Origin of the sequence: Flagellimonas oceanensis (assembly GCF_003992595.1) — a bacterium.
GTDB classification, from domain to species: domain Bacteria; phylum Bacteroidota; class Bacteroidia; order Flavobacteriales; family Flavobacteriaceae; genus Flagellimonas; species Flagellimonas oceanensis.
Map to the genome: position 1 here is coordinate 12,710 of NZ_RZNA01000053.1, position 20,807 is coordinate 33,516.

19 protein-coding genes are annotated in these 20,807 nt (G+C 43.5%); 16 read left to right on the top strand and 3 right to left on the bottom strand.

What is annotated here, in order from left to right; all coding sequences use genetic code 11:
* Positions 1 to 18 precede the first annotated feature (18 nt).
* The 11 genes from EO132_RS19020 (at position 19) to EO132_RS19640 (ending at position 8,957) form a co-directional block, all read left to right on the top strand.
* Positions 19 to 1,689, top strand: coding sequence for a tetratricopeptide repeat-containing sensor histidine kinase (locus tag EO132_RS19020; protein ID WP_127139393.1), 1,671 nt, complete (start codon positions 19 to 21; stop codon positions 1,687 to 1,689).
* Between the two features lie 9 nt (positions 1,690 to 1,698).
* Positions 1,699 to 2,367, top strand: a complete 669-nt coding sequence (locus tag EO132_RS19025; protein WP_127139394.1) for a response regulator — start codon at positions 1,699 to 1,701, stop codon at positions 2,365 to 2,367.
* Between the two features lie 236 nt (positions 2,368 to 2,603).
* Positions 2,604 to 3,197, top strand: a complete 594-nt coding sequence (locus tag EO132_RS19030) for a PH domain-containing protein (RefSeq protein WP_127139395.1) — start codon at positions 2,604 to 2,606, stop codon at positions 3,195 to 3,197.
* Positions 3,194 to 3,400 (top strand): hypothetical protein, encoded by a 207-nt coding sequence (locus tag EO132_RS19035; RefSeq protein ID WP_127139396.1) that lies wholly within the window; start codon positions 3,194 to 3,196, stop codon positions 3,398 to 3,400. The genes EO132_RS19030 and EO132_RS19035 overlap by 4 nt, the downstream gene beginning before the upstream one ends.
* A 27-nt stretch (positions 3,401 to 3,427) precedes the next feature.
* Complete coding sequence (locus EO132_RS19630; protein ID WP_235856515.1) at positions 3,428 to 3,793, top strand: hypothetical protein; 366 nt, start codon at positions 3,428 to 3,430, stop codon at positions 3,791 to 3,793.
* A 42-nt stretch (positions 3,794 to 3,835) separates the two neighbouring features.
* Positions 3,836 to 4,159, top strand: coding sequence for a hypothetical protein (locus EO132_RS19635; RefSeq protein WP_235856516.1), 324 nt, complete (start codon positions 3,836 to 3,838; stop codon positions 4,157 to 4,159).
* 61 nt (positions 4,160 to 4,220) lie between these two features.
* Entirely contained in the window at positions 4,221 to 5,030 is an 810-nt protein-coding gene (locus EO132_RS19045) for an SH3 domain-containing protein (RefSeq protein ID WP_127139397.1), read from the top strand.
* Between the two features lie 26 nt (positions 5,031 to 5,056).
* Positions 5,057 to 5,674 carry a hypothetical protein gene (locus EO132_RS19050; protein WP_127139398.1) on the top strand — a complete coding sequence of 206 codons (618 nt, stop codon included), beginning with the start codon at positions 5,057 to 5,059 and terminating at the stop codon, positions 5,672 to 5,674.
* A gap of 10 nt (positions 5,675 to 5,684) precedes the next feature.
* Positions 5,685 to 6,893, top strand: coding sequence for a DUF4407 domain-containing protein (locus EO132_RS19055; RefSeq protein ID WP_235856517.1), 1,209 nt, complete (start codon positions 5,685 to 5,687; stop codon positions 6,891 to 6,893).
* Entirely contained in the window at positions 6,890 to 7,861 is a 972-nt protein-coding gene (locus tag EO132_RS19060) for a DUF4407 domain-containing protein (RefSeq protein ID WP_127139399.1), read from the top strand. Before EO132_RS19055 ends, EO132_RS19060 begins: the two co-directional genes overlap by 4 nt.
* A gap of 76 nt (positions 7,862 to 7,937) precedes the next feature.
* On the top strand, positions 7,938 to 8,957 hold the full coding sequence (locus EO132_RS19640; protein ID WP_235856518.1) for a hypothetical protein: 1,020 nt from the start codon (positions 7,938 to 7,940) through the stop codon (positions 8,955 to 8,957).
* Positions 8,958 to 9,053: 96 nt separating this feature from the next.
* Here the strand turns inward: EO132_RS19640 and EO132_RS19070 are convergent, their stop codons facing one another.
* Positions 9,054 to 9,317 carry a helix-turn-helix transcriptional regulator gene (locus EO132_RS19070; protein ID WP_127139400.1) on the bottom strand — a complete coding sequence of 88 codons (264 nt, stop codon included), beginning with the start codon at positions 9,315 to 9,317 and terminating at the stop codon, positions 9,054 to 9,056.
* Positions 9,318 to 10,430: 1,113 nt separating this feature from the next.
* On the opposite strand from EO132_RS19070, the gene EO132_RS19075 reads away from it, so the two are divergent.
* Genes EO132_RS19075 through EO132_RS19085 form a run of 3 tightly spaced genes read left to right on the top strand, consistent with a single transcriptional unit; the run spans position 10,431 to position 17,540 of the window.
* Entirely contained in the window at positions 10,431 to 13,451 is a 3,021-nt protein-coding gene (locus EO132_RS19075; RefSeq protein ID WP_127139401.1) for a SusC/RagA family TonB-linked outer membrane protein, read from the top strand.
* A 17-nt stretch (positions 13,452 to 13,468) separates the two neighbouring features.
* Positions 13,469 to 14,857, top strand: coding sequence for a RagB/SusD family nutrient uptake outer membrane protein (locus EO132_RS19080; RefSeq protein WP_127139402.1), 1,389 nt, complete (start codon positions 13,469 to 13,471; stop codon positions 14,855 to 14,857).
* Positions 14,847 to 17,540 (top strand): alpha/beta hydrolase family protein, encoded by a 2,694-nt coding sequence (locus EO132_RS19085; RefSeq protein ID WP_127139403.1) that lies wholly within the window; start codon positions 14,847 to 14,849, stop codon positions 17,538 to 17,540. The genes EO132_RS19080 and EO132_RS19085 overlap by 11 nt, the downstream gene beginning before the upstream one ends.
* A 75-nt stretch (positions 17,541 to 17,615) precedes the next feature.
* Here EO132_RS19085 and EO132_RS19090 read toward each other — a convergent pair whose 3' ends face one another.
* Both EO132_RS19090 and EO132_RS19095 read right to left on the bottom strand, forming a co-directional pair.
* Positions 17,616 to 17,888 carry a DUF6520 family protein gene (locus EO132_RS19090; RefSeq protein ID WP_127139404.1) on the bottom strand — a complete coding sequence of 91 codons (273 nt, stop codon included), beginning with the start codon at positions 17,886 to 17,888 and terminating at the stop codon, positions 17,616 to 17,618.
* 142 nt (positions 17,889 to 18,030) lie between these two features.
* On the bottom strand, positions 18,031 to 19,614 hold the full coding sequence (locus EO132_RS19095) for a MauE/DoxX family redox-associated membrane protein (RefSeq protein ID WP_235856519.1): 1,584 nt from the start codon (positions 19,612 to 19,614) through the stop codon (positions 18,031 to 18,033).
* Between the two features lie 454 nt (positions 19,615 to 20,068).
* Between EO132_RS19095 and EO132_RS19100 the strand changes: the two genes are divergently transcribed.
* Positions 20,069 to 20,392, top strand: coding sequence for a DUF6088 family protein (locus EO132_RS19100; protein ID WP_127139406.1), 324 nt, complete (start codon positions 20,069 to 20,071; stop codon positions 20,390 to 20,392).
* A 158-nt stretch (positions 20,393 to 20,550) separates the two neighbouring features.
* Positions 20,551 to 20,807 (top strand): helix-turn-helix domain-containing protein (locus tag EO132_RS19105; protein ID WP_164732267.1); only part of this gene is annotated, 257 nt, incomplete at its 3' end.

Here is a 20,807-nt window from a genome sequence, read left to right on the forward strand (position 1 = left end):
TAATCATAAATTAGAGGAATGAACAAGCCTAGCTTTTTCTTCCTCTTTTTTATTTACGGTCTCATAGGGTCAATGCTCTGCATTGCCTATTCCCAAGATTCTAACGACAGCTTGAGATATTACCACAATGTTATTGTTAAACCTGAGACAAGCACAGAACTTAATTCTGCATTTCTTTTTTTTGAGAGAGAAATCCAAAAACAGTTGTCAAAGGGAGATACCATATCTGCGGTCCAGAATTTAAGGAGGGTCGCCATCGGGCAATATGAACTGGGTTTTTTGTATGAAAGTGAAGCTACAGCGGTAAAGGCGCTCAAGTTATTGGAAGGCCAAAAAAGTAATGTGGTTACCCAAGAAGCTAGAAGTGGTGTTTTAAATCATTTGGGAATAGTTTATAAACAGATCAAGTCCTATGATAAAGCAATTTACTATTACGGACAAGCTCTGGATTTGGCATTGGATTCCTCGGATAGCATCCCGACACTTAATAATATGTCCTATGTATATATTGATCAGAATAAATATGGATTAGCCCTTAAAACCTCTTTGCTCGTACTTGAAAAACGCTTGCAGCAAAATGACTCAATTGGGATTGCCAGGGCCATGGACAATCTTGGTTTTGTTCAGTCAAAGCTGAACATGGTGGATGCATTGGACAATATGGAATCCGCATTGAAAATTAGGCAAAGAATGCATGACATACCTGGGATGTATTCCAGCCACCACCATCTTTCCGAATATTTTTTTGACCAAGGGAACCGTCAAAAGGCAATTGAACATGCAGAACTGGCCTATGATCTGGCCAAACAATTGAACAGTGCGTCGTACTTGGAAAATGCCCTATCCCTTTTACTCGATTTAAGTGATGACCCAAAAGTCATTGCATATAGAAAATTGACCGATAGTATATCTTCTGCAAAACAAATCCAGGAGAACAAATATGCAATGGTCAAATACAATGTGGAGAAAGAAAGGCAAAAAGCTCAGGCGGCCGAATTACAAAACGAACGGGAAAAGACATATAAGATCATATTCATATCAGCATTTATAATTGCCATTGTGGTAGGTACTTTCGTTGTGTACCGAAAAAACCAGCAACGAAAAAGGGAACTCGTCCAAACAGCACAAAAGACGGAGGCCCGAATTTCAAAAAGGGTCCATGATGATCTGGCCAATGATGTGTCCGGGGTAATGACGTTTGTAGAGAACAGATTGAACATCCCGGTCAAGATGAAGGAGAGGCTTTTGTACTTTTTGAACGATATCTATGTCAGGTCCCGTGACATTTCAGTTGCAAATGCAGGAGTAAATGTAAGTGACTTCCCCAGTGCACTCAAAAACCTGATTGCCCAATACCACCCCAAAGGAGTGAACATTGTTACATCCCCATATTCCAACATCAGTTGGGACAAGGTACCTGAGCACAAGAAAATACAGCTGTACAAATGTCTCCAAGAATTATTGGTGAATACAAAAAAGCATTCCAAGGCAACTATGATAAGCATTGCCTTTAATGGAAAAGGAAGGAAGAACACGATTGTTTATTCTGATAATGGTATTGGATTTGACACTGATAAGATTCTAATGGGAGGTATGAAAAATGTGGAAACACGCATGACCGAAATAGGAGGAAGCTTTAGTTTTGAATCAAATAAAGGCAAGGGTTTTAAGGGAAGCCTTCTTTTTTAATTGAATTCCATGTTTCAAAAAGTTCTTATAGCAGAAGACCATGGCCTTACAGGTTCTGGCTTAAAGGAAAGCCTAACAGGGTTGTCAATTTCTGAGATTCTGGTCGTTCATTATTGCGATGATGCCCTTTTAAAAATAAAAGCCGCTTTACAGCAGGGTACTCCTTTTGAGGTCTTGATCACTGATCTGTCCTTCAAGGTTGACTACAAGAATCGCAGTCTATCCTCAGGGGAGGAATTGATTGCTGAGGTAAAAAAAGTGCAACCTACGATGAAAATAGTGGTGTATTCCGTTGAAAATAGGGTTGGAAAGATAAAAACCCTATATGATGATCTAGGAATAGACGCCTTTGTAGGGAAAGATAGAAGGGACATTAATGAAATAGGCAAGGCTATCAAACAAGTATTCGAAGGCAAAACCTATTTTTCCGAATCTTGGCAACATGCGCTAAGAAGCTCCGAAAACCAATTGGAACTGGATGATTATGATATTCTTTTGCTCAAACTGTTGACCAAGGGACTAAAGCAGGAAGAAATAGCCCAATACTTCCAAGAAAGGAACTATCCCGCCAGTAGTCTCCGTAGTATTCAAGATCGTCTTGGCAAGCTCAAAGCAATTTTTGGGGCTAAAACACCAGTACATCTAGTGGCCCAGGCCATGGAACGAGGATTTATTTAATCACTCTTCTGCATAAATCCGCAAGCAATTTTTTTATAAGAAGCCTATGTTTGGCCATGACCCTTCATGTAGTTGTGTCCGGGCTTGGGGGAGACTTGACATGGCTCAATTGGAGGGTTTATTGATTTTTAATGCATTGCGGGAAAACGCAAGGGAAAGGAACCAAATGTTCCTAGGTTTGGATTAGGTTGGCGTTGTTTGAGTTTAGGCCAAAGAAATAATTCAACACCTATAATATGGAGCACTTAAAAAAATACCTCAATGAAAATCAAGACCCAAAAATTGTAGAAAGACTTCTGGTCAAAGTGTCGCAACTGTTGACTTCAGCTGAAGAGGTGCAATATGTTGCCGTCCAAAAAAAACCAGCATTAAATCTTTCGCCCGATTGCATCGCCCTTACCAACAAAAGAGTCATTTTCTGTAGACCGAAAACCTTTGGTCTATCAATGCAATTTCAGGATTTCTTGTGGAAAGAGATCGAGGATTGCCATATAAACGAAGGTATCATGGGAAGTACATTAAGTATAAAAACTATCAAAAGAAGAGTATTGACCATGGATTATCTCCCAAAATCACAGGCTAGGTTGCTGTATCGATTTGCCCAAGAAAAGGAAGAAGAGATGTCGGAATATAGACGACAACGGGAATTGGAGAATTCCCGAGCAGCAGCTGGAGGAGGTATTATTGTGAATACCGTTAAGGACTTGGATAAAAACGATAGCCAAAATCCAGTGGAAAGTATCAAGAAGTTAAAGGAGTTACTTGAAAATGAACTTATCAGTAAAGAAGAGTTTGAACAGAAGAGAAACGAAATATTACAAAAGCTATGAAACGATATTATGTAAACAAAAGGGCTCAGGCAAACGGTGATCATGAGGTTCATAAGGAAGGCTGTACCTGGTTGCCATCCGTGGAAAACAGGATTTATTTGGGAAGTTTTACCAACTGCAAGGACGCCGTGAAGGAAGCCAAAAAGCATTATCGGCAGGTAAACGGATGCTATTATTGTTCCAATGAGTGCCATACCTCCTAATTATTGATCGATATAAATCAACATAGAATGAAAAAATCAACCTTACTATTTCTTGCCCTAGCCATTTTTATTCCAAACCAACAAAGAGCCCAAGACAATGGCGCTGCTGCCGCAGTTGCTACTGTAGGGGCTCTGGCGGCTATTGGAGCGGGAATCGCCGCTGTTGAGGAAATGAAGGAAAGAGCCGAGTTGACTGCCACCCAATGGGTGTTGTCCAATAATCCTGAAATGACAAGTTTTTCTTTGAAAACGCTTGATTTCGATGGAAAAAAACTGAAGGATATGTCAACAACCTCGGTGATCACTTTTAAAATCCAGGAGTTTGTGCCAAAGGATGATCCCATTTTGGACGGAAAGAAGTTTGTTCTACTGGGATTTACCAGTCATGGCTAGATCAATGAATATGGTATAGACTTCAACAAGGTAAAATGGTTTTTGATAGACAAGGAAGAATGGACCAAAATGATGGCGACTTATGTGCGGGTTGCATCTGGCGAATGGGTAAACAAAAGCGTAGAAGAAAATTTGGCACAAGGCAAAATTGTGAACAAGGGTGTAAGGGTCAATGGGAAAATGGCCATTCCTTTTTATAAACTTTCAGGGGATATGTATGTTGTGACGGACTATTCCGATGAGATGAAATTCATATACAATGAAAGGTCATTGGGAATCTTTCTAAAAGGAACACAGGACTTGGTTCAAATTGGAAGAGGCAGCTTGATTGATATCCACGAGTTCTTTTTTGAAGAGGAGAATTGACCTTTTCATGCACAATGGGAAGGCAAACGAGTATGAGCCTGATTGATTTAAAATATGAAAGATGATACGAGTTTTCTTTTTATTCGTCATTTTCCATGGCTTTCAATTCTTGAATGCCCAAAGTTGCTATGGAAACCATCCCATCTATTACACCAAGATGAAGGTTTATATATATCAAAATATGAGCTCTGAATCGGCTATTAAGGGTGAAATACCATCGGGCGAAAGTGTAAAGGTAATCGATTCTTTCTTTGGTGATTATGGATATTGGAAAATTTGCTTTGGGGGAATCAGTGGATGGGTAAAGAAGAGTTTATTGTCTTATCGAAAAACAACGACACCAACAACTGATAGATCAAATTCCGATGTTGAACCAGAGGTGGGCTTTGAACCCTTCCTTGGGCAGACAACCAATACGGTCAATTTTAGAAAAGGGCCTTCTTCAGATCATGGAAAAATAAGTGTTCTTTCTGCAGGAGCCAATGTTTATGTCTATTCCAAGAACACTATAAACAGTTATTATAAGGCTATTGATGTAGGAACCAATCAGATTGGTTGGGTACATAAAAATTATGTGGTATATGTCCAACCAATTGAGATTAATGAAAATGGTGCTTTTCAAAGTACGGGATATATATCCAGTTATGATTCAGAAATCACAGTCAACAACAAATCATCCTATACCATTAAACTTGTGGTCGAGGAAGAAACTTTTGAGTTAAACCCCCATTCCATTAAGAATATTAAAGTGAAACCAGGCAGGAAGTACTATATTGCTAGTGCTCCAGGTGTAATCCCAGCTTCTGGTTATCAGTCTTTTGAGTCCAATAATGGTTATGAATGGGAGTTTTGGGTTCAAACGACCAGATAATGTAGTAAATGAGGCAATAATTAATTATGATGATCCATATTGATAATTGGGAATCGGTTTCAAGGAAGTTAATATTGTCGCTCCATATTCTTTTTCATACACCCAAAATTCTATATCGCTACATTTTATTTTTTCTCAAAAAAAGAGAGCTAAAACTCCACTCCTTTACCTGTACTGCCAATTACTGTATTGATGGGACTCTAAATCAACTCCAGTGGGATGTGGAGAATGCACTCTTTCTTATACTGGACAATTCCTCAAGGATTTATTTTAGGTCCGGGGATAATATTTTCAAAGTTTCCAAAGAGAAGTCTTGGTTTGAATTGAAATGTTATGGTCTTGACAAAACGATCAATGCTCATGTCCATCTCAAGATAGTAACACTCAAAGCAAGTGATTTTGGTGGAGTCTCTCCAAAGAACCAAGAGGTAGAATTGAGAAATAGTTCCTTTCCAATAGTGGTAAAGAAAGTGAAGCTAGGTACAAATGCATTGCAACCAAAACCAATTTGCCTACAACCAAGGATTCCACATCTCAAGACATCAACGATATTCGATGGGGTAATTTTGGACCGACTTTCCAAAATTCAAAGGACCAAAACCTTACAGGAACTGGGTGAGGTGACAAGTGAAACAACCAACTAATCCAAAAACTATGAAACGAGAGTATTATGAAAGTCCCAAACCAGGAAAGATTATGCAATGGCTCTGGAAAGCTGCAGGATCGGATGGTTACATCCTTAAAAAATGTACTTATTCCGATCAAGTAAAATATGCCTGTTTAGGAGGCATAGTAGTGGCTACTGGATTTATGGCAGCATTGGCTGGCGGATATGCCATCTATACCATTTTTGAGCCCAAAGGCTCGGCTTTGGATGGTGGGGTGCACACTTCTACAGCGGTTATGTCATGTTTTTTTGGAGTAATCTGGGGACTTATCATTTTTAACATTGATAGGTTTATTGTTGCGGCCACTGGCAAGGGAGACGGAACGGAAGCCATTACTTGGCAGGAATTCACCAACTCCTTGCCCCGTATAGTTATGGGACTGGTCATTGCCATTACCATTTCCAAACCCATGGAAATCCGGATGTTCAAATCCGAAATCGATGCAGAACTGCATCAAGAGCAATTGGAAAAACGTAAGGCATATGAAATTGCGACCAAGGCGAATTATGAAACTAGGTTTAATGCTATTGATGCCGAGATGGAGAAAATCGAAAAGGAAAGAAATAAACTTTTGGAGAGATTGACTGAGGTAGAGAGTCAATATACAGAAGAGGTTCGAATTGTAAGACCTGGGCCAAAGGCAGCTGCCTTGAAGGAATTGATGGATTCATTGGGAGAAAAACTAAAAACATTTGACAAGGATAAGAAAGCAGGGTTGGATAGGTTGATATCTGAAAGACTAAAATTGACCCAAGAACTTGATAGAGAACTTGCAAAAAACCAAGAGGTAGCCAGTGGTCTGGATGGTCTGTTGGAACGGATAAAATTGGCGCATGAGATAGCAGGATTCTGGATTACCTTTTTTATCACCTTACTTTTTGTAGTGATAGAATTGACCCCTATCTTCTTCAAGATGATGCTGATCAAAAGCCCATACGATTTTATTAGTGAAAATGTAAAAGAACTCATCAGGGCGGAAGATGGAATACAGATCAAATATGAATATTATAAGGACAAGAAGGGACAAGAGCGAAACTTGGTGATTCACCATCAGGTCCAACGTAAAATAGATGAAAAAGTGGCACTAATGGCCGCACAGTCAGAATTGAGCGATTATATCATCGAAAAATGGAAGGAAAGAGAGAAAAAGAACATAGATGAAAATGTGGATGCATATATCTCGGAGTCAAAATGATACCATACGGTGCTTATCGGTTTTTATGGAAAGTCATTGGTGAAGATGCACAGATTCTAAGAAATTGTGAAAGGAAAACACAAGCAGTCTTTGCACTCAGCGGCTTTTTGTTTTCACTTTTTTTTATAATAGGGATTCTATCCTACCGCTTTATTTTTAATGGGATTTTTAAGATTCCGGCCATCTCTTGGCCTTTGGCATTGATATGGGCCCTTATCATTTTCAATATTTATAGATTGAACCTTTCCACCCTTTCTGCCAATAAACCTTCATATAGTTTTGGATATATAGTTTCATTGGCGACGAGGATTGTTTTTATGGTGTTGATGGGTATTACCCTGATCAAACCATTTGAAGCCTTTATCTTCAATAAGTCGGTGTCAAATGGACTTACGGAAGTTGCAATGGAAAAGATTGAAATAGATAGGGGAAAGTACAAAACGTATTTTGACATTGAGATAAGGAATGTAGAAAATGAATTGACCAGGTTAGAGCAACAATTGGATTATGGCCGAATTTTAACTGACGGGGAGAGCTTCAATTTTTTAAATGAGAAAAAACTAAAGTTGTTGAATGAAAGGGACAAAACACTTGCGGAGGCCGAAGAACTTTTTACCCCTACTAACTTATTTTTCATTGGTCTTTTAATGTTTAATAAAGAGAATCCTTGGATTTGGTTATTGACCTTGGGTTTTCTTGTAGCTTTTCTCTTGCCGTTATTTTTAAAGTTTTCTATTTCGCCACGCGGAAAATATGTTAAGGATAGCATCGATTTGCAAAATCGAATAATTCTTGAAGAGTATGAAAAGTTTAAAGATTTGTATCCTGTAGCATTCGTTGGTTTAGACGGATCCCAAGTTAATTGGGAGGAAAATTACGAGGATTCTCCTTTTAATACACAAAGAAGGCAAGACAAAACACAGTTGGGGAATGAAGTGGAGTTCTTAAACCAAATCCATGGGCACTAAGGTTGTAAAGATTGAAAAGGAGGTTCACAGAAAAACCTATATCCAAGGAAATTTTATAGGCAAATATTATGGACAATTGAACAAGGAACAAGACCCATTTTCAATTTCCAAAATTTATGACATTTCAATTTATGAGGGAAAAATTTTCAGTGTCGTCAATGAGGTGGAAAATTTTGAAGCCATCAATGAATCAATTTATCATAGCATCCAATCTGATATACAGATAGAGCAAAGGAGCTTTGAAGAGGTTGCCTGCTTTCCCAGCAAAGTCCGATTGGGAGTAGATGGTTATAAATTAAGTATCAATTCACCAAAATTAGAAAATATACGAATCCAAGATGTGGTAAAAGAGGGGAGTCAAACCTTTGGGACCATATACTGCAAGGTAAGTGGTTATCTTTTGGATTCGATATTAGAAGAAGAGGAAATTGAGATTGAAACCTGTGATGGTTGCAATAGGGCGATTGAAGAGTGCGATTGCCCAAAACCAGTATTGACAGATATAGATTTACCTCCAATCAGGCCCCCTTTTCCAGGACCTTTCAATAGAAATAGTGATTCATCATTTGGCTGCTTGGAATTTTTTGGAATCCTGGCGGCTCTCATCATTTTAATATCCATTGGGCTTCCAGGCTTCTTTTTTCTATTGCTAATAGGTCTTTTATATTTCATTGGGAGATCGAATCTTCTTTCCAAGGTATTTTCATGGCTTGCATATATTGCATTGGCGATTTTTTTTATCGCTGTTATTTTTGCTGTTATCAATGACTGCAACGGTTCTACTGGGAACAAAGCTTTTATTGAACCAGAGCCAAGACCCTCTCCAACTATAGGTCATCCTAGACAAGAAACAGTTCAGCCTCTGGACAATGGAACTCTTGAAAAAACAGATGCTAAAAAATCCGACCCAATACCTGTGGACCCAACACCTGCATTGGCAGATCAATCTGTATATGTCTGCAATGGAAATTATTCAGAGCGCTATCATTTGACCCCCTACTGTAGAGGTCTATCAAATTGTAGGGCAACGATTTCCAGCATCTCGAAAGACGAAGCCAGAAATATAGGAAGAACCTTATGTGGCTGGGAGGATTGAGCTTTAATTAAAAGTAAAGGACCGTTTAAACGACTATAGTATTACTATCAGATTTGGTCAGGGGTCAAATTATAAAAGTAATGACTATAAATTTCATTATTCATTACCCTTTTTTAGTTGCCTTTTAAATTCCGAGTAAGTAGGAGCCTTACTTTCTGACCAATCGCTCTTATGTAAAAGGTTTCTTATATCCTCTCTTAATAGTTCTGCAATTTTATTAAGCTCATGTACGGAGGGTTGTCTTTTGTTGTTTCGCCATTTAGACACTGTACCTTCTGATTTTTTTACATACTTGGCAACGACCCTGTTCGTAATTTTTCTTTGTGTAAATACTTCGTCTAATCTATTAGTGTTGCTCATTTAAATGTTTTTTTATTTAAAAAGTTTGGCGTTTAACGTCAAACTATGTATGTTTGTATTGTTAATTACACGCGACAATAAAATGATGCATTAAACAATGCATCACTAACGATGTCACTCATACAAGAAAACCGTCAATTTTCCCTATGAGATGGCTGTGAGCTCGCTATCTATTGGAATTTGTATCTTCGAGATATAAACCAATAGGGCGGGTCTCATATCAGTCTTTGGGGAACCACGGCTTCGGTCGTGGCGGTTCTTGACGGTACCACTTGCAAAGCATTGAGACTCGCTTTATTGGTTTTCCCCATTAAGGTATTTCTCTGGCTTCCCGAGTACACATCGTTTACATAATCATTATGGAAACGAAGTTTGTAAAACCACCATTAACCACAGCCCGAAGTTCACTTGCGGCGGTTATATTGCCTATGCCAGTATCCGACGTGTACAATCCTTTCTACACATGCCAAAAAACATCAAACGCGCCTCGAATTGGAGGTGAAAACTTCCGGCAGCGGAAGCAAGGGCATTGTGCCTTACTGGCCAAGGGGACAAGCCTCTTGAATACTGTGCGGCAATACCAACCCCATGCCCACAGAAATTATGGGTTTGCCGGGTTAAAGGCGGTTTTATTTATTCAGCGTCAATTACAATGACCATAAAAGTAGCTTCTTTTCCTTTAACAGTAAATGGACATTGCGGGTTGTTTTTGAAAGCTGATTTTCTTTGACCATTTACGACCAACTAAAACACTAAAATAATGCTTTACTATTTAAGGAATGTTCCAATAACTACATTTCATCTATTATTTAGGAAGAAGCCTAGAAACCCAATCTAACCCTAAGACTAAAGCTATGGGATATACGCGACATTTTTCCGGTTCACAAAATCATCTTTTGTCCCTTGGCTGATACATACACTTTTGGGGTATCCGGCCCTAGCACATTTTCATAGTCTTTTTTAGTTAAGAAATCCTATTTCCAGGCACCATTACTGCATGGACAGGATGGCCTTTGTCCGAAGCTTGATGTCCTTTTGGAAGTTACGGCCTTTCCGTGACTTATGGGGCAGTGGGAATAACAACCAACATTTTAATCAAACGAACTCAACATTATGAAGAAATCACCAAAATGCTTTTGCAGGACATCATGGTTCCTGCTACTATATATCTTTTTAGTGCCCCTTTTTACACACAAAATGCAGGCGGGCAATACCTTGGAACCACCACAGGCCACCATTACCGGCACCGTGACCGATACCACGGGAGAGCCCTTGGCCGGGGTGAACCTTGTGGTGGAGTCCAAGAATATCGGCACTATTTCCGGTTTGGACGGTTCCTTTTCCGTTCAAGCTTCTCCCACCGATGTGCTTATCTTTTCCATGGTCGGCTTCAAGACCCTTACCGTGCCCATTGCGGGCAGGGAAGAGGTCTTTATTTCCTTGGAGGAGGATGTGACCCAATTGGGGGAAGTAGTGCTCAATGCGGGCTATTATACCGTTACCGAAAGGGAGCGCACGGGGAACATCAGTAAGGTGACAGCTTCCGAAATCGAAAAACAGCCCGTTTCCAATCCACTGGCGGCACTTCAGGGGCGCATGGCCGGGGTGAACATTATCCAGAGCTCGGGCCTGCCAGGGGCAGGGTTCAACATCCAGATCAGGGGACGGAACAGTATCGGTGCAGGGAACGATCCACTCTATATTGTGGATGGGGTACCCTTTGCATCGGATCCCATCAACTATTCCCAGACCTCGGGAATCCTTGGAGGCAGCATAAGTCCGCTCAATGGGATAAATCCTGCCGACATTGAAAAGGTAGAGGTTCTAAAAGATGCCGATGCCACGGCAATTTATGGCTCCCGTGGTGCCAATGGGGTGGTTTTGATCACCACAAAAAAAGGTCGCTCCGGCAAAGCAGAACTCAACATCCATTTCAATACCAGTCTGGGCAGGGCCAGCCGTTTCATGGACCTGTTGAACACCCCACAGTACTTGGAGATGAGACGGGAGGCCTTTGCCAATGATGGCATAGAGGATTACCCTGCCAATGCCTATGATGTGAACGGTACCTGGGACCAGGACCGATACACCGATTGGCAAAAGGAACTGATCGGGGGAACCGTGCACAGGACCATGGCACAGGCATCCGTATCCGGTGGGAGCAATGGCACCCGCTACCTGATGAGCGGGACCTACCAAAGGGAGAATACTGTTTTTCCAGGGGAGTCCGGTTATCAAAAGGGAGGTGTATTGTTGAACCTGGACCATAAATCCGATGATGGACGTTTTAAGCTCCATTTTTCCGGGAATTACGTAGTGGACAACAATGATCTGCCAGCCGTGGATCTCACACGTATTTCACGAAGCTTGGCACCCAATGCCCCAGCCCTTTATGATGACCATGGGGAACTGAACTGGGCGGACAATACCTGGAACAATCCGCTTGCAGAGCTGGAGAGCCGCTTTTCCTCCAATTCCAAGACCCTGACCACAAATGGGACCGCTTCCTATGCTCTCTTCAAAGGGATCACTGCCAAGGTAAACCTGGGTTATACGGATGCTCGGGTGAACGATAGTAGGATCCTGCCCTCGACAAGATACAACCCCGCCTTTGGTGCCGATAGCAGATACTCCTCGATTTATAAGGGAACATCGTCCCGTACCTCATGGATCGTGGAGCCCCAGGTGCAATGGCAAGGAAGTATGGGACCATTACAATTGGATGTATTGTTGGGAAGTACTTTCCAACAACAAGATCAGCATCAATTGGGGCTTTATGCCCAAGGCTTTCCAAGTAATGACCTCCTTGGGGACATTTCAGCGGCCACCACGCTGAACATCAATTTGGATTCCGGGACGGAGTATAGGTACCAGGCCATTTTTGGCAGGATCAACCTGAACTACCGACAAAAATATATCCTTAACCTAACGGGGAGACGGGACGGTTCCTCCCGGTTTGGTCCCGGAAACCAGTTTGCCAACTTTGGGGCCATTGGAGCCGCTTGGCTGTTCTCGGAGGAGAAATTTATAAAAAAGGTGCTTCCGGTGATCAGCTATGGTAAATTACGGGGAAGTTACGGCACCACGGGGAACGATCAGATCGGGGACCATCAGTTTTGGGAGACCTATAGTCTGGGGGGCACCAACTATGATGGGGTCAGTGTCCTACAGCCTACCCGCCTCTTCAATCCCGATTTTGGATGGGAACGCAATGATAAATTGGAGGTCGGGTTGGAGCTTGGCTTTTGGAAGGACCGTATCCTGTTGGCGGGCAATTACTATCGCAACCGTTCCTCCAATCAACTGGTGGGCATTCCCATGCCGGGCACGACAGGATTTACCAGTCTCCAGGCCAATTTGGATGCCATTGTCCAGAACAAGGGAGTGGAACTGGAACTCACCTCCCGATTGGTACATACCCCGAAAGTAAAGTGGCAGCTGTCCCTGAACCTGAGTTTTCCCGAGAACGAATTGATTTCCTTTCCGGGACTCGAGGCCTCTACCTACGCCAACAGTCTTGTGGTGGGAAAATCTCTTGGGATACGTAAACTGTATTTCAGTACGGGTGTGGACCCGACCACGGGAGTGTATCAGTTCAGGGACTATGATGGGGACGGTGTTATTGCACCACCCAATGACCAACAGTGGATAGTGGACATGGACCCTGATCTTTATGGGGGTCTGGCCAACAATATCAATATTGGCCCATTTGCATTGGATTTTCTATTCCAGTTCACCAAACAACAACAATGGAACTATCTCTACAATGGCGGTTTCCCCGGTTCGATGAACAATAGACCCGTGGATGTTCTGGATCGATGGGAGGAGGCAGGAGAAAGCGCGACCGTACAAAGGTATACCACGGGCAACAATGCTGATGCCGTATCCGCTTTTTTCCGGTACAGTGGCAGCAACAGGGCGGTGTCCGATGGTTCCTTTGTCCGATTGAAAACAATCTCCATCAGTTATCGGATCCCTGCCAAGTTGACCAAGGGCATGGACTGTAGGGTCTACCTCCAGGGGCAGAACCTATGGACATGGACCTCCTATAGGTGGAGCGATCCTGAATTCATCGGGGTTGGACGGTTGCCCCCGCTACGGCAGATCACATTGGGCACACAACTTACTTTCTAACTCAAAATAATATTCAGATGAAAATACAACGAACATTATATCACCTTTATCTTTTGGTGTGGTCACTGCTGATACCGGGTTGCTCGGATTTTGTGGAAACGGACCTGCCACCCTCCCAATTGACGGGCGAGGCCGTATTTACCGATAGGGCCACGGCAACGGCGGCCTTGGCGAACATTTACTCAGGACTGCGAAGTCAGACCCTGATCACAGGGGGTTCCCGGGGCATCGGAAATCTTTTGGGACATTACGCGGATGAACTGGATCATTATGGTGACGGCATTGGAACGATCTACAATTTTAACATCCATTCCGTTTTGGCCACTGAACCGGAGTTGGCAACGTTATGGAACAACAGTTACAACCTGATCTATGCCTGTAATTCCATTTTGGAAGGCTTGGAAGATAACACTGCCCTTTCCGAAATGGATAGGGAACAATTACAGGGAGAGGCCATTTTTCTGAGAGGTTTTATCCATTTTTACCTGTCCCAGCTTTTCGGGGACATACCCTATGTGAGCCAAACGGACTATCGTGAGAATGCCCAGATCGGGAAATTGGGAAGTTCCGAGATCTACGAACTATTGGTTTCGGATGTGGAAAGGGCCATTGATCTGCTCCCTGAAGCGTATGTGGGCCCCGACAGGGTCAGGGTGAACCGATATGCGGCCATGGCCTTTTTGGCCAGGGTGTCCCTTTATTTTGGTGATTGGGAGAGGGCTCTGGCCCTTTCAGATGAAGTGCTGGATGGGACCAACCTATATACTTGGGAGGAAGATCTGGGCCAAGTTTTTTTGAAAGGGAGCAAGGGTGCCTTATGGCAGTTGAAATCAGTATCTTCCGAAGGAAATACCTTGGAGGCCCAGACCTATATATTTGAATCGGGACCCCCTATCAACCAAGGAGCCCTTACCCGATCCTTTATGGAGGGGTTCGCTCCCGGAGATCAACGGGCCATATATTGGACCAGGAGCATAACGAATGGTGCCACGGTTTGGCACCACCCCTACAAATACAAAGCTAATTTACCTACCGGAAGCTCCGTGGAGCATTCAGTGGTATTGCGATTGGGGGAACTTTATTTGATCAGGGCGGAGGCCAGGATGCAATTGGGAGATCTTGATGGGGCCATTGCGGATTTGAACAAGGTCCGTGGCCGTGCAGGCCTTTCGGATCTGGAAGGTCTCGATAGGATGGGTGTGGAGACTGCCCTTTTGCAGGAAAGAAGGTACGAACTCTTTACGGAGTTCGGCCATCGTTGGTTCGATTTGAAACGTTTTCAAAAGGCCGGTGAGGTACTTGGACCGCTAAAGCCGAACTGGCAGGAGTACCATCTGCTGTTCCCCATACCACAATCCGAGCTTTTGGCCAATCCGAACCTAAACCCCCAAAACGATGGTTACTAGAGTCCATGGAAAAAATGGGGAACCCTCACTTTACTTGGAAAGGATAAAGGGGATGTCAAAGGTAAACCGCGAGGTTTTGTTTTCATTTTTTTTATTGATGTTAGCCACCTGCCCCTTATGGGGGCAGGTAACCTCGAAAAAGTCTCTGACCCCAAAGGACTATCATCGATGGAGCACAATCTTTCTGTCCCAAATTTCCGATGATGGCAAATGGGCCTCCTACACAAAGCAGTACGATTATGGCCAGGATACCCTTTTTATCCGATCTACGGAAGGAGATACCCAGTATGTCCATCCGGGCGGGGGACAATTGGAATTTACACCGGATGGCGGTAAAGCGATAATATCCAAGGAAGGGGCATTGCAGTTACAGGACCTGCACAAAGGAGAAGTTGTGGACATCGGACCCATATTGGGCCACGAAATGATATTGAATGGTAGGTGGCTCCTGATAAAAAAAGTGGGGGCTGAAAACAATGGATATAACCTTGAATTTAGGTCCCTGAAAACGGAAAGGACATTTAATCTAAAGGGAGTGGATTCCCATCTCATGTCCCCTACGGGAAACAAACTCCTTTATATCAAGAGGGAAAGGGGAAGATATGCCCTTAATCTTTTGAATATGGAATCAAAAGAATGGGAGCCCGTTGTATTACGGGAATCCAGATTTCCCCTCCAACAGTTGGTTTGGGGGCCTTCGGGAAATAGTCTTGCATTCCTTCGGACAGGTGATGAAACCAATAATGACCTCGACCTTTATTTCCATGAAATAGGTTCGAAAACCAACTGGTTTCGGTTGGATGGAGCGGGTTCCTTTGGCAAACAGGGGCTACAATTGGCCGATTACCGTTTACTGATCGCCCCCGATGATTCTAAACTATTGTTTGGCATCGAACCCAAACAAGGTTCCTTGGAATCCAAGGGGCCCGGTGACGAGGAAATAGTGGAACTCTGGCACGCCCAGGACCCATTGATCTATCCCCGAAGGCAGCTATTGGGCCTGTTCCCTGATGAGGTGCGTGTTTGGGCATGGTTGCCTATGACCGGGAAAATATTGCAACTGTCCACATCGGAGCATCCCTATGCGATTCCCACTCCAAAGTTTGATCGTGCCCTGATATATAATCCGTGGGACAATGAGCCACAATTCAAGCGGGATGCCGATAAGGACTTTTACCTGAAGGAACTGGCCACCGGAGAACAGCAACTGTTGCAAGATAAGCTGTCCTATTGGGGCAAGTACGTGGGCATGTCGGAGGACGGGAACTACCTCAAGTATTTCAAGAACGGGGATTGGTGGGTATACCATGTTAAAAAGGGAATCCATGTCAATCTTACGGAAAACCTGCAAACGGATTGGTCTTTTTTGGACTATGGGCGGAAGGAGGATGAAGTGCCCTATGGCAGTCCAGGATGGGACAAGGAAGGGAACATGATTTTGGTCTATGACCGATATGACATTTGGCGGATCTCGCCTGATGGCAAAAGGTACAAACGTCTGACCCGGGGAAGGGAAAAAGGCATACAATATCGGATCGATAGGAATGCCACCTTGGAGCTTGGCACCACACATTATTTCTCGAACTTTATGGATGGAAGCTTTGATGGCACTAAGGGCTTGGTCCTGAAAGGATCGGGGGATGACCAGGGTTCAGGATACTTTTTGTGGAGCGCCAAAAATGGTCTGCGAACATTGGTATACAAACCAAAGCGGATATACGGATTGAAAAAGGCAAAGGACACCCAGGATTATATTTATCTGGAGGAGACCTTTGACGAGCCGACCCAACTGGTTTATCATAGAATGGGCCAAGAACCCAAGACTTTGGCAGTCCCCAATGCCTTTCAATCGGAATATGATTGGGGCAGGTCTTCTCTGATCGGTTATAAGAACAAGAAAGGTGAAAAAATTGAAGGGGTCTTGGTCTATCCTGCAGGTTATGAACCAGGGAAAAGGTATCCGATGATGGTACACATCTATGAGGAGCAACAGTATAGATTGAATGAGGCAGTGCCTCCATCGGAGTATCAAATAATGAATGCTTCGGCCCTTTCCTCCAATGGGTATTTGATACTCTATCCGGATATTCGGTATGAGATCGGCAAGCCTGGTGAGAGTGCCTTGGATTGTGTGGTCTCTGCCGTCAATAAGGTGGTTGATATGGGTCTCGCCGACCCTGAAAGGATTGGCTTGTATGGGGCATCTTTTGGAGGCTTTGAGACCACCTATATAATTTCGCAAACGGACATTTTTGCAACGGCCATAGCAGGGGTGGCGGTTACCGACCTGATCAGGGGCTACCTTTCCATTGGCAAGGCATGGGGTCTTGGGGAGGCTTGGCGGTACGAGCACCATCAATTACGAATGGGCGATAGCTTTACGAATAACTTTCAAAGTTTTATCGAGAACTCACCGGTTTACCAAGCTCATTCCATCAATACACCTTTATTGGGCTGGGTCGGAAAGGAAGATCGTAATGTACATTGGACACAGAGCGTGGAACTCTATTTGGCATTGAGGCGTTTGAAAAAGGACCATGTGCTTTTGGTCTATCCCGGGGAAAAGCACACAATACGGAACAAGGAAAGACAAAAGGACCTTAGTCGTCGCACCAACGAATGGATGGGCCATTATCTAAAGGGCCGACCCAAAAGGGAATGGATGATCAAAGGAGAGGAATAAAATGGCTGTAAAAAAAGGAGCACCGATTTCCCGGTGCTCCCCTACTGCACAGCCAAATTACCAGATCATAGCCATTTAATCTCTATAGAGATCTACACTACAACTGGTCAGATCGCCATCATTTGCCAACCCATAGGCATCTTGGTCACCGTAAGTACAAATGTTGTCCTTTATTTCTGTATCACACTCCATTAGAGTGTTCTGACAAGGTTGTCCAAAACCCTGAGGAATATAGGCAGGTACCAAAGTGGTACTTTCAACTTCCTCGGATTGGGTCGCAAAGGCTGCCGCTACGGCAAATACGATCGCTATAGCGGGCATGATTGTTTTTAAAAGGTTTTTTCTCATAATAATAGAATTTAAAATTAAGACCCATGCTTTTGTTCAGCTCCAACAACAAGGTGATAGGCCTTGGACCTTGAGGTGGGGCATCCGGATATCTTTGTCCGGCACTTTGGGCCCTTTGTCCCATTTGTGCCAGTTTTTGTCGCTAATCCTGCATTATTGCAAGTGTATCGTTTTGGGCATTTGCCCTTATGTTATCAAAAGGCGGCCCTTGCAGTTTATAGGTGACCAAGGTCTGGTCAAAGATCCCTATGAAATTTCCATCGGCGACCAAAAAATCCTTAAGGGGTTCTTTCCGTATATGGTGCACATAAAAACTGAGGACATAGCTTTGGTCCATTAGATCGTAAACGTCTATGACCGAGGCCCTTTTCCACATAAATTCGGATTCGTTCCTGCCCAGGAGATTTCCTTGGACAAAGAGAAGGCCGTTGCTGACCGCGGCCCTTTTGTTGACGATCAAGGGAGGGGCCGCCATTTTTCGTTGATTGCCCTTTTGAAGCGTGGCCACCTTTATCTGGGGAAAGCTGATGGTATCGATGGTCCGGCCATAGCGTGTTCTTTGCAGTAGGGTATCGGCCAAAATGATCTTGTTGTGATAATAATGGACATAAACCACAAGGTTCGATACCGGGTCGTGCAGCAATGCCCCATCGGTATCAAAGACGCCGTCAACCTGTTTTTGTAAAAGGTCGGGTTTTAACGACAATGGGATGCTGTCCCCCAACCGGACCAGCCCAAGTTCATTTTCGTTGTTTTGGGTGCTGCGCGCCCGTATGGCAAAGGTGTTGGGGGATAGCGGAACCGCCAATGAAAAATAGGCTTCGCCCCTTAATATGGGATTGGCGGTCCATGTATCGGTACTGCCCCTGAATATAATGGGCACCGTCCCGTCCATGAAATAGAAATAGGGAGGGTGTACAATGGTCTTGATGGACCGAAAACCTATGTTTTCATGGGGGATGTTCATTTGGAAGTGTAGCGTGTCCCTTAATGTGGTATCACTGGTCACTATATGGAGCGGGGAAGTGGGATTGGCCAAAAATATCCTGCCCTGGCCAGCTCCGGCCAGATAATAGGAATTGAAGCCCAGATCCAGTTCATGGGTACGTTTTATGGGGTGGTGGGGATAACGGCGGGTGAAATTGTTCCGATGGTGGACAATATCTTCACTCCATAGAAACAGGCCCGTCACCAGGGCCATACTTCCCAAGGCAAGTGCCCCCATGATTACAAGCAGTTTGCCCGTCAATTTCTTTGGTGACGAAGGATTGTTCTGCCGTTGGTTTTGGTTTCTCCCGTTACTGACCTGTGGGTTCAATAAAAGGATGCCGATCAGTGCCAAAAGCACAAATAGGAGATTGAAGACCAAATGTTCGGTCCACCCCAGATCCTCCAAAACGCCACCACAGGAGCAGGGGATGAAGTCGGTAAAGTTCAGGATGATGACAATATAGGTGGTGAACATGACCATAAGGAAAAAGGCGGAACACAGGCCCCAAAACCGTAGCCGGGGAACAAAGAGCATTCCGGCCACGATCAGTTCTGAAAGGGGGACCGTCCAGGCCACCCAATCCGCATGTGCGGTAAGAAGGGGGGATTGGGCCAATTGAATACGAAAGCTTTCAAAATCCAACAGTTTGCTGACAGCGGCATAAGCAAAAAGGATGATGTACAACAGACATATGACCTCCAAAGTAATCCTGCTATGTTTTACGCTCCACTTCATTTTATTTGTAACCATTTGATTTACAATGATAAAATTAAGGAGGATGATGGATCTGTAAGGGATTACTTCGTATCTGAGAAGGAGTATTTGTTGACTGAGAGGGATTATTTTTGCTTTTTCTCTTAAAAAAATGTTAAAATCCTTGCGGGCTTACATCCGCAATTAGAAATCTGACACTTTTTTTATGCTGTTATGCCAGGAAATTTAGCCCTTGTCCAATTCAATTAATGACAAGAATTTATGAGGTGGAATTACTTAGGTATATGGAGAATCAAAACACCATTCAAAGAGGTGAAGAACATTGCATATAAATATGGTCAGTGTTTAAAGATAATGAGCACACAACCAGAGCAAGGTCACCTGTAGTTCTTTTTAAAATTATTTTCATAATGTTTTTAAGTATTTTTGTAATGAAAAGACATCACTTTATATTACAAAAAGTAAAACAAATGAGATGGCGAGTGTAGAAGAACAAATACTAGCTCAAGTTAAAAACAATGAAGAGGGCACAATTTTCCTTACAGAGGATTTTGCCCATCTAGCAAATACCAATGCACTGCGTGTGGCTTTATATCGTTTGGTAAAAAGAGGTGTTTTGCACAGGTTGACCAGTGGTATTTATGTAAGACCTAAAATTAGCCAATTACTAAACGAAATAGTACTGCCAAGTTTAAATGATATAGCACAAGCCATAGCCAAACGCGATAGGGCACGTATTATCCCAACAGGCAGTTTTGCAATGCACGCCTTGGGACTAAGCTGCAAAAAACGGGCATAGTATACCACCTTCGGCGGGTCAAAGTGAGCCACCCGCGGCGGACCAAAGTGAGCCACCCGCGGCGGACCAAAGTGAGCATAGTGGGGCGGATGAACGTGAGCCACTAAAAAGATCGATTCTATTTGAGTGTTGCGATGGTTTCTTTTGTAAAAAAGACCATGGCGAACAAACAGATAGATATGCGAAAGGCAAAAAGGATTTACAAATTGTACGGCGAGGGGGCCAGCAAGCGACGGATCAGCAAGGAACTTGGCATCTCCCGCAACACGGTGGCCAAGTACATCGAGTTCTTCAAGTGCTACAGGCTGACGCCCTACGAGGTCTCGGAGATGACCCTGGAGGAGATCCACAGGCTCTTCAAGGCGGACCAAAAGCCCAAGAGCGAACAGCTGAGGACCTTAGAGCGGTACTTCCC

What these genes read in the sequence shown, in the direction of transcription:
- EO132_RS19080 (WP_127139402.1), top strand. Translation starts at nt 13,469, where the DNA reads ATGAAAATACAACGAACATTATATCACCTTTATCTTTTGGTGTGGTCA.
- EO132_RS19030 (WP_127139395.1), top strand. Translation starts at nt 2,604, where the DNA reads ATGGAGCACTTAAAAAAATACCTCAATGAAAATCAAGACCCAAAAATT.
- EO132_RS19050 (WP_127139398.1), top strand. Translation starts at nt 5,057, where the DNA reads ATGATGATCCATATTGATAATTGGGAATCGGTTTCAAGGAAGTTAATA.
- EO132_RS19045 (WP_127139397.1), top strand. Translation starts at nt 4,221, where the DNA reads ATGATACGAGTTTTCTTTTTATTCGTCATTTTCCATGGCTTTCAATTC.
- EO132_RS19085 (WP_127139403.1), top strand. Translation starts at nt 14,847, where the DNA reads ATGGTTACTAGAGTCCATGGAAAAAATGGGGAACCCTCACTTTACTTG.
- EO132_RS19090 (WP_127139404.1), bottom strand. Translation starts at nt 17,888, where the DNA reads ATGAGAAAAAACCTTTTAAAAACAATCATGCCCGCTATAGCGATCGTA.
- EO132_RS19095 (WP_235856519.1), bottom strand. Translation starts at nt 19,614, where the DNA reads ATGAAGTGGAGCGTAAAACATAGCAGGATTACTTTGGAGGTCATATGT.
- EO132_RS19035 (WP_127139396.1), top strand. Translation starts at nt 3,194, where the DNA reads ATGAAACGATATTATGTAAACAAAAGGGCTCAGGCAAACGGTGATCAT.
- EO132_RS19075 (WP_127139401.1), top strand. Translation starts at nt 10,431, where the DNA reads ATGAAGAAATCACCAAAATGCTTTTGCAGGACATCATGGTTCCTGCTA.
- EO132_RS19100 (WP_127139406.1), top strand. Translation starts at nt 20,069, where the DNA reads ATGGCGAGTGTAGAAGAACAAATACTAGCTCAAGTTAAAAACAATGAA.
- EO132_RS19630 (WP_235856515.1), top strand. Translation starts at nt 3,428, where the DNA reads ATGAAAAAATCAACCTTACTATTTCTTGCCCTAGCCATTTTTATTCCA.
- EO132_RS19070 (WP_127139400.1), bottom strand. Translation starts at nt 9,317, where the DNA reads ATGAGCAACACTAATAGATTAGACGAAGTATTTACACAAAGAAAAATT.
- EO132_RS19025 (WP_127139394.1), top strand. Translation starts at nt 1,699, where the DNA reads ATGTTTCAAAAAGTTCTTATAGCAGAAGACCATGGCCTTACAGGTTCT.
- EO132_RS19020 (WP_127139393.1), top strand. Translation starts at nt 19, where the DNA reads ATGAACAAGCCTAGCTTTTTCTTCCTCTTTTTTATTTACGGTCTCATA.
- EO132_RS19060 (WP_127139399.1), top strand. Translation starts at nt 6,890, where the DNA reads ATGATACCATACGGTGCTTATCGGTTTTTATGGAAAGTCATTGGTGAA.
- EO132_RS19055 (WP_235856517.1), top strand. Translation starts at nt 5,685, where the DNA reads ATGAAACGAGAGTATTATGAAAGTCCCAAACCAGGAAAGATTATGCAA.